The organism is Streptomyces sp. NPDC059477 (assembly GCF_042749375.1).
In the GTDB taxonomy this organism is placed as follows: domain Bacteria; phylum Actinomycetota; class Actinomycetes; order Streptomycetales; family Streptomycetaceae; genus Streptomyces.
The window spans coordinates 1-6,537 of the sequence record NZ_JBHYUG010000171.1; the positions used below are offsets into that span (position 1 = coordinate 1).

The 6,537-nt window shown below is 70.8% G+C and carries 5 protein-coding genes; 2 read left to right on the forward strand and 3 right to left on the reverse strand.

The genetic code is table 11. From position 1 onward, the window contains the following. Positions 1-321 precede the first annotated feature (321 nt). Positions 322-1,335 (reverse strand): GlxA family transcriptional regulator, encoded by a 1,014-nt coding sequence (locus ACFXAZ_RS39070; protein WP_384601728.1) that lies wholly within the window; start codon positions 1,333-1,335, stop codon positions 322-324. Positions 1,336-1,438: 103 nt separating this feature from the next. Between ACFXAZ_RS39070 and ACFXAZ_RS39075 the strand changes: the two genes are divergently transcribed. Continuing rightward, the gene (locus ACFXAZ_RS39075) at positions 1,439-2,110 is read left to right on the forward strand and encodes a TetR family transcriptional regulator (RefSeq protein WP_384601731.1); all 672 of its coding nucleotides are present in this window, start codon (positions 1,439-1,441) and stop codon (positions 2,108-2,110) included. Between the two features lie 9 nt (positions 2,111-2,119). Here ACFXAZ_RS39075 and ACFXAZ_RS39080 read toward each other — a convergent pair whose 3' ends face one another. After that, positions 2,120-2,260, reverse strand: a complete 141-nt coding sequence (locus tag ACFXAZ_RS39080; RefSeq protein ID WP_384601739.1) for a hypothetical protein — start codon at positions 2,258-2,260, stop codon at positions 2,120-2,122. On the opposite strand from ACFXAZ_RS39080, the gene ACFXAZ_RS39085 reads away from it, so the two are divergent. Next, positions 2,232-3,773 (forward strand): MDR family MFS transporter, encoded by a 1,542-nt coding sequence (locus ACFXAZ_RS39085; RefSeq protein ID WP_384601736.1) that lies wholly within the window; start codon positions 2,232-2,234, stop codon positions 3,771-3,773. The genes ACFXAZ_RS39080 and ACFXAZ_RS39085 overlap by 29 nt on opposite strands. Positions 3,774-3,901: 128 nt before the next feature. Here the strand turns inward: ACFXAZ_RS39085 and ACFXAZ_RS39090 are convergent, their stop codons facing one another. Continuing rightward, complete coding sequence (locus tag ACFXAZ_RS39090; RefSeq protein ID WP_384601734.1) at positions 3,902-6,271, reverse strand: alpha-L-fucosidase; 2,370 nt, start codon at positions 6,269-6,271, stop codon at positions 3,902-3,904. Positions 6,272-6,537 lie beyond the last annotated feature (266 nt).

Below are 6,537 nucleotides of genomic sequence, written 5' to 3' on the forward strand. Positions count from 1 at the left end.
GGCGGGGCGCCCCCCACCCCCCCGGCGGCTACCGCGTTTTCGTTCACCTGCTCCGACTTCGCGCGCGCGGGCCCCGCTGTTCGTTTACAGGGGCCCCGCTGTTCGTTTGCGCGGGCCGCTGTACGTGGGCGCGCTCCCGTCGTTCATGGGCGCGCTCCCGCCGTTCGTTCGCGGGTTCGCGCTCCTCGCCCGCGCGCTCCCGCCGTTCGACGGCCCGCTCTCATGGTTCACCGGGCACTGCCGCTGCTCGTCCCTGTAGTCCCGCTGCTCGTCCGCGCGCAACCGCTGCTCGTCCGCGTACGGCCGCAGCTCGTCGACTCCCTACCGCTGTTCGTCCGCGAGCACGCGCTGGTCCTTCGCGTGCTCCCGCGCGGTCGAGCGGAATCGCTCGCGGTACGTCCCCGGAGTGATCCCCAGCAGCCGCCGGAACGCCCGCCGCATGGTCTCCACCGAGCCGAAGCCGCCGGACCGCGCCACCGCGTCGAGCGGGTCGTCGCCGCTCTCCAGCAGCGCCTGCGCCGCCTCCAGCCGGACCCGCTCCACGAACTCCCCGGCCGTCCCTCCGGTCTCGGCCCGGAACAGCCGGGACAGATGCCGCTCGCTGACCCCGGCCGTACGGGACATCGACGCCAGGGTGTGCTCCGCGCGCGGGTCGGCGGTGACCGCGTCCAGGACCCGGCGCAGCACCGAGTCCGGCGGATACTTCGCGCTCTGCCGCGCCGAGAACTGCGACTGCCCACCGGGCCGGGCCATGAACACCACCAGCTGCCGGGCCGCCGCCCGCGCCACGTCCGCACCGAGGTCGCCCTCGACCAGCGACAGCGTGAGATCGATCCCGGCGGTGATCCCGGCCGAGGTGATGAACCGCCCGTCCCGCACGAAGATGGCGTCGCTGTCGACCTCGACTTCCCGGTAGCGGGCCGCGAGATCGGCGGCGAGCCGCCAGTGGGTGGCCGCCCGGCGCCCGTCGAGCAGCCCGGTCGCGGCCAGCGGGAAGGCGCCCGCACAGATCCCGGCGACCGTACGGGCCCCGCCCGCCAGCTGTCGTACCCCCTCTATCAGCGGGGTGTCGGCGACCGCCGCCCACCAGTCGGGGCGGCCGGGCACCATCAGCGTGTCGACGGCGAAGTCGACGTCCTTCAGCGCCAGATCGGGCACCAGCCGTATCCCCGCCGTCCCGGTCACCGGCTCGCCGGTCACGGAGGCGGTGGTGATCCGGTACGCCCCGCCGTGCTCGTTGGCCGCGGCGTACACCTCCAGCGGTCCGGTGACATCGAGGATCTGCACGCCCTCGAAGACGACCATCAGGACCTGGTGGGGCGGTGCCGTGTGCATGCCCCGATCCTCGTGGGAGGGGTGCGGTCGGGGCAAGCGGAACGCTCGTCGCCGGGCCTGCCCGCCGTCCGGTAATTTTGCATGACGTGCATGTTTGCATACCATGCACGCTATGCCGGAGAAGAGTGCCCCAGGGGGCGGCCTGCGGGAGCGGAAGAAGCGGGCCACGCGTGCCGCGCTCGCGGAGGCGGCGGTGCGGCTGGCCGCCGAGCGCGGAGTGGAACATGTCACCGTCGAAGCGATCAGTGCCGCGGCGGGCGTTTCCGTACGCACGTTCTTCAATTACTTCGACACGCGCGACGACGCGTTCGTGGTGATCGACTCGGAGCTGAGCGCCCGGGTGCGCAACGCCGTGCTGCACGCCCCGGCCGGCACCCCGCCGCTCACGGCCGTGCGCGACGCCATCGCGGCCGAACTCGCCGAGGCGGAGCTGCGCCACGAACTGTGGCAGTTGCACGGCCAGGTGCTGCGGGCCGCCCCGCATCTGCTGGTGCGCAGTCTCGGCGCGCACACGGCCGACGAGACCGGGCTCGCGCTGGCCGTCACCGAACGGCTGCGCGGCGGCTGCGCCGAGGTCCCCGAACCGGTCGAGCCCTGCGGGGCGGACCGCTTGGGCCTCGATCTGTATCCGCGGCTGCTGGCCGCGGTCGCGGGCACGGCGGTCCGGGTCGCCGTCGAGCACTGGAGCGCCCGGCCGGAGGAGCGCCGGTTCGCGGACGTGTTCCTGGAGACGTTCGACCAGCTCGCCGCCGGACTCCCGGCCCCGCCCGGCTGAGCACCACCATCACATCGCCACCATCACCATCACCAACGTCACTGTCACCGTCATCATCACCGTGGAAAGAGCTGTCGTGACCGCACCACCAGAGACGCTCCAACCGGCGTCGCCCGCCGCCATGACCCAACGGCAGATACTCCAGGCCATGTCCGGTCTGATGGCCGGTATGTTCGTCGCGATCCTGGCGGGCACCGTCGTGTCGAACGCGCTGCCCCGGATCATCGCCGACCTCGGCGCCAGCCAGTCCTCCTACACCTGGGTCGTCACCTCCGAACTGCTGGCGATGACCGCGACCGTGCCCCTGTGGGGCAAGCTGTCGGACCTGTACAACAAGAAGCTGCTGCTCCAGCTGTCCCTGGCGATGTTCATCGTGGGCTCGCTGCTCGCCGGGTTCTCCCAGGGCGTCGAACTGCTCATCTTCAGCAGGGTCGTGCAGGGCATCGGGGCCGGTGGTCTGACCGCGCTCGCCCAGGTCGTCATGGCCGCCGTCATCCCGCCGCGCGAACTCGGCCGGTACGCGGGGATCTTCGGTGCCGTGTTCGCGGTGGGCACGGTGGCCGGACCGCTGGTCGGCGGGGTGATGGTCGACACCGAGTGGCTGGGCTGGCGCTGGTGCTTCTTCATCGGCGTGCCGTTCGCCCTGCTGGCGATCGCCCTGCTCCAGCGCACGCTGCGGCTGCCGACCGTGCGGCGAAAGGTGCGGATCGACTGGCTCGGCGCGTTCCTGATCGTCGCCGGGGTCTGTGCCCTGCTCATCTGGGTGTCGCTCGCGGGCAACCAGTTCGACTGGGCGTCCTGGCAGACCGCCGCCCTCACCCTCGGCGGTGTCGCGCTGCTGGCGGGCGCGGTGTTCGTGGAGTCGCGCACCCCCGAGCCGGTCATCCCGCTGGACATCTTCCGCAACCGCACGGTGACCCTGACCACCGTGGCCAGCCTGTTCGTCGGTGTCGCCATGTTCGGCGGGACCGTGTTCCTCTCGCAGTACTTCCAGGTCGCCCTCGGCAAGTCACCGACCGTCGCCGGTCTGATGAGCCTGCCGATGATCCTGGGCCTGCTCGTCTCCTCGACCGTCGCCGGTCAGGTGATCAGCCGGACGGGCCGGTGGAAGCGGTATCTGGTCGCCGGGGCGATCATCATGACCGCCGGTCTCGCGCTGCTCGCCACGATCGACGCCGACACCCACTTCGGCCTGCTCAGCCTCTACATGGCGGTCCTGGGGGTCGGGGTCGGCATGCTGATGCAGAACCTGGTGCTGGCCGCCCAGAACGACGTGCCCGCCGCCGAACTGGGCGCGGCCACCTCCGTGCTGTCCTTCTTCCGCAGCATGGGCGGCACCATCGGCACCAGCGTGCTCGGCGCGATCCTCGCCAACCGGGTCGCCGGCGAGATGACCAAGGGCCTTGAGGAGTCCGGCGCCACCGGCGCGGCGGGCTCCCCAGGCGGCGAGTCCTCGCACGTGCCGGACATGACGACACTGCCCGAACCGATGCGCGGGATCGTGGAGCACGCCTACGGAGTGGCCACCGCCGATCTGTTCCTCGTCGCCACGCCCTTCGCGCTGCTCGCGCTGATCGCCGTGGTGTTCCTCAAGGAGAAGCCGCTGAAGACGACCAGCGGCATGGAACGCCTCGCCGAGGAGTCGAAGACACCGGTCGGCTGATCGCGAACAAAGCCGAACAGATCGAATGAGGGGCTGTCCCGCCGCGGCGGGGCAGCCCCTCACCGCAAAACGCTCAACTCCGTTCGATCACTTCCGCCCGCTCACAGCGGCCCGCGGGCTCCGCCCGCTCACCGCCACTCCACCTTGAACACCCACGCATGCTCACCCGCCCGCCGGGCCGCCTCCGGCACGTCGATCACCAGCGATCCGGCGCGGACGGTCCAGTTCAGCGGGCGCGGATAGCCGAGCATGGCCACTCGATCACCGTTCCTGATGGGCACCGGTGCCTCCACGGTGAGCTTGGCGCCGGGTCGGGCGAGCGAGTGGATGTAGAACGCCTCGTTCTGCCGGACCGTGAACCGGAGGTCCTCGCCGAGCTGCGCCATCCGCGACCAGTACGTGGTCCCGTAGATCGCCTCGCCGTTGACCTTCAGCCAGCCCCCGGTCTCGCGCAGCCGGCGTTCCATGATCTCCGGGATGGTGCCGTCCGCGCGGGGCCCGATGTCGAGCAGGAAGTTGCCGTTCTTGGAGACGATGTCGACCAGGCTGTGCACGACCTCCTCGGTGGTCATGTACATCGTGTCGGGCGTGGCCTTGTTGTAGCCGTAGCTGCGTGGATCGAGCCCACGGCTGGCCTCCCACTTGGCGACGACCGTGTTGTCGTAGGTCGTGTACTCGGGTGTGGTGTAGTCGTGGAAGCCGATCCCCGATCGATCGTTCACGGTCACTTCGATCGGCTTGGGGCGGTTCTTGGCGTGATTGAAGTACTCGGCGAGCACATTCACGCTGTCGTTCGCACCGCCGATGTCGCACCACAGCACCTCGGTGTCGTAGCCGTGGATCAGCTCCAGCATCTGCGGGGCCTGGTAGTCCTTCACATAGTCCTTGCCCGCGGTGTAGCCGAGGTACGGCTCGGGCGCGTGGGTGTACGGGTTGCGCGGGGCGTGGCCCATCCACGGGTTGTCGGGGTTGAACCACTCGGGCATCGAGAAGTACAGCCCGCGGTGGAGCTCGGGTGTGTACCGCTTGGACGCGTCGAACAGTTCCTTGATCAGGTCGCGGCGCGGGCCCATCTTCACCGAGCTGCGTTCGGAGACCTTGGTGTCCCACAGGGCGAAGCCCTCGTGGTGCTTGGAGGTCAGCACGTGGTACTGCGCGCCCGCGTCCCGGAACAGTTCGACCCAGGCGCGCGGGTCGAAGCGCTCCGCGCGGAACATCGGGATGAAGTCGTCGTAGGTGAAGTCCTCGCCGTAGGTCTGGCGGTGGTAGGCGTGCACGGCGTTGTCGGGGCGCTGGAGCCACTCCCAGTACCACTCGGCGTACTGCTCGCCGGGCGGTGACCAGGCGGGCACCGAGTAGACGCCCCAGTGGATGAAGATCCCGAACTTGGTGTCCTGGAACCAGTAGGGCGCCTGGTGTCCGGCGAGCGATGCCTCGGTCGGCCGGTAGTCGGGGACGCCGAGGGTCAGGGCCGTGGTCCGCCGGTCGGCCGTCGCGCCCCGGCCGGTGACGCTGACGGTGCCGTCCTGCGGGGTGCCGGGCGCGGTTCCGGTGCGGTTGCGGATGCCGACGCGCACGCGTGCCTGTTCGCCGGGGTCGAGCCGGCTGATCCGGACGGGGCCGACCGTCCGGGCGCCGGGGACCGATACGTTCACGGTCACCTCGTCCGCCGCCAGCACGGCCGTGGTGCCCGCGTTGACCACGGTGGCCTCGACACTCTGCGCGCCTGATCGTTCGATCAGGGAGTTGGTCGTATGCGCGTCGCGGATCGCCAGTGCGCGTCCCTCCGCCGGGGGTTGCAGGGACAGCGCGAAGACGTGCAGGGACGTCCTGCCCTCCTGGGCGGGGTTGGTGGTCGGCAGGGTGAGCGCCACCGCCTCGCGGGAGCTGTCGGTCCAGACCTCCGCGATGCCGATGCCCACACTGTGCTGGTCCTTGCCACCGTCGGGCTGATGGCGGTAGGGCGCCGACACCGGCCCCCCGCCGGCCTGGTACCAGTCGGTGCCGCCGAGCCCGGCGGTGCTGGTCGAGCCGTCGGCGTAGTGGACGGTGAGGGTGCCGGAGGCGTTGCCGTAGCTGCCTGCGGTCAGGAACAGGGCGGACAGATAGCGGCCCTTGGGGAGTTCGATGCGCTGGCCGAGCGCGACAACGTTGTTCTTGGCTCCGGCCTCGGACGACGGGAACAGGAACGGGATGCCGTCGGCCTCGATCGGGCCCGAGGGCAGTTCCTCGCCGGGGAAGGTGTAGCCGGACCCGTCGAAGTCTCCGCCGCGCGCGGCGGCCGTGTCGATGCCGTCGTTGTCGAAGTAGGCGTCCAGGGGGACCGGCACCGGCTCCGGGACGGGCACCCACGCTCCCTGCCCGCGCTCGGTCCCCTCCCCCGGCAGGGCCTCCCCCTGTGCGGCGTGCGCCCCGCTCGCCCCGGCTAGCGGAAGCGCGGCGGCAGCGGCGGTGCCCGCCGCCGCACCCAGCACCGTGCGTCTTGGATACATGGCCATAGCGGCTCCAAGCGGCTCGATTCATCGGATGTCTGAAGAGTGGGTGGAGTTCCTGAGCCTGTCAACGGGGTACGCAAGGACGTAAGTTGAGCAAGTGGTCGGATGTCAGCCAAGCCGCCGAACCGTATACGAACGCCAAGCACAACGACGCCGCGCGCCGCCCGCCCGCGCCGGGCATCGGGCGCCGCGGCCGTGACGACGGACGGCGCCGCCCCGTAAGACGAAGGGGCGCGCGGTTTTGGGTGGGGGTTAGGGGGGCCCCCGGC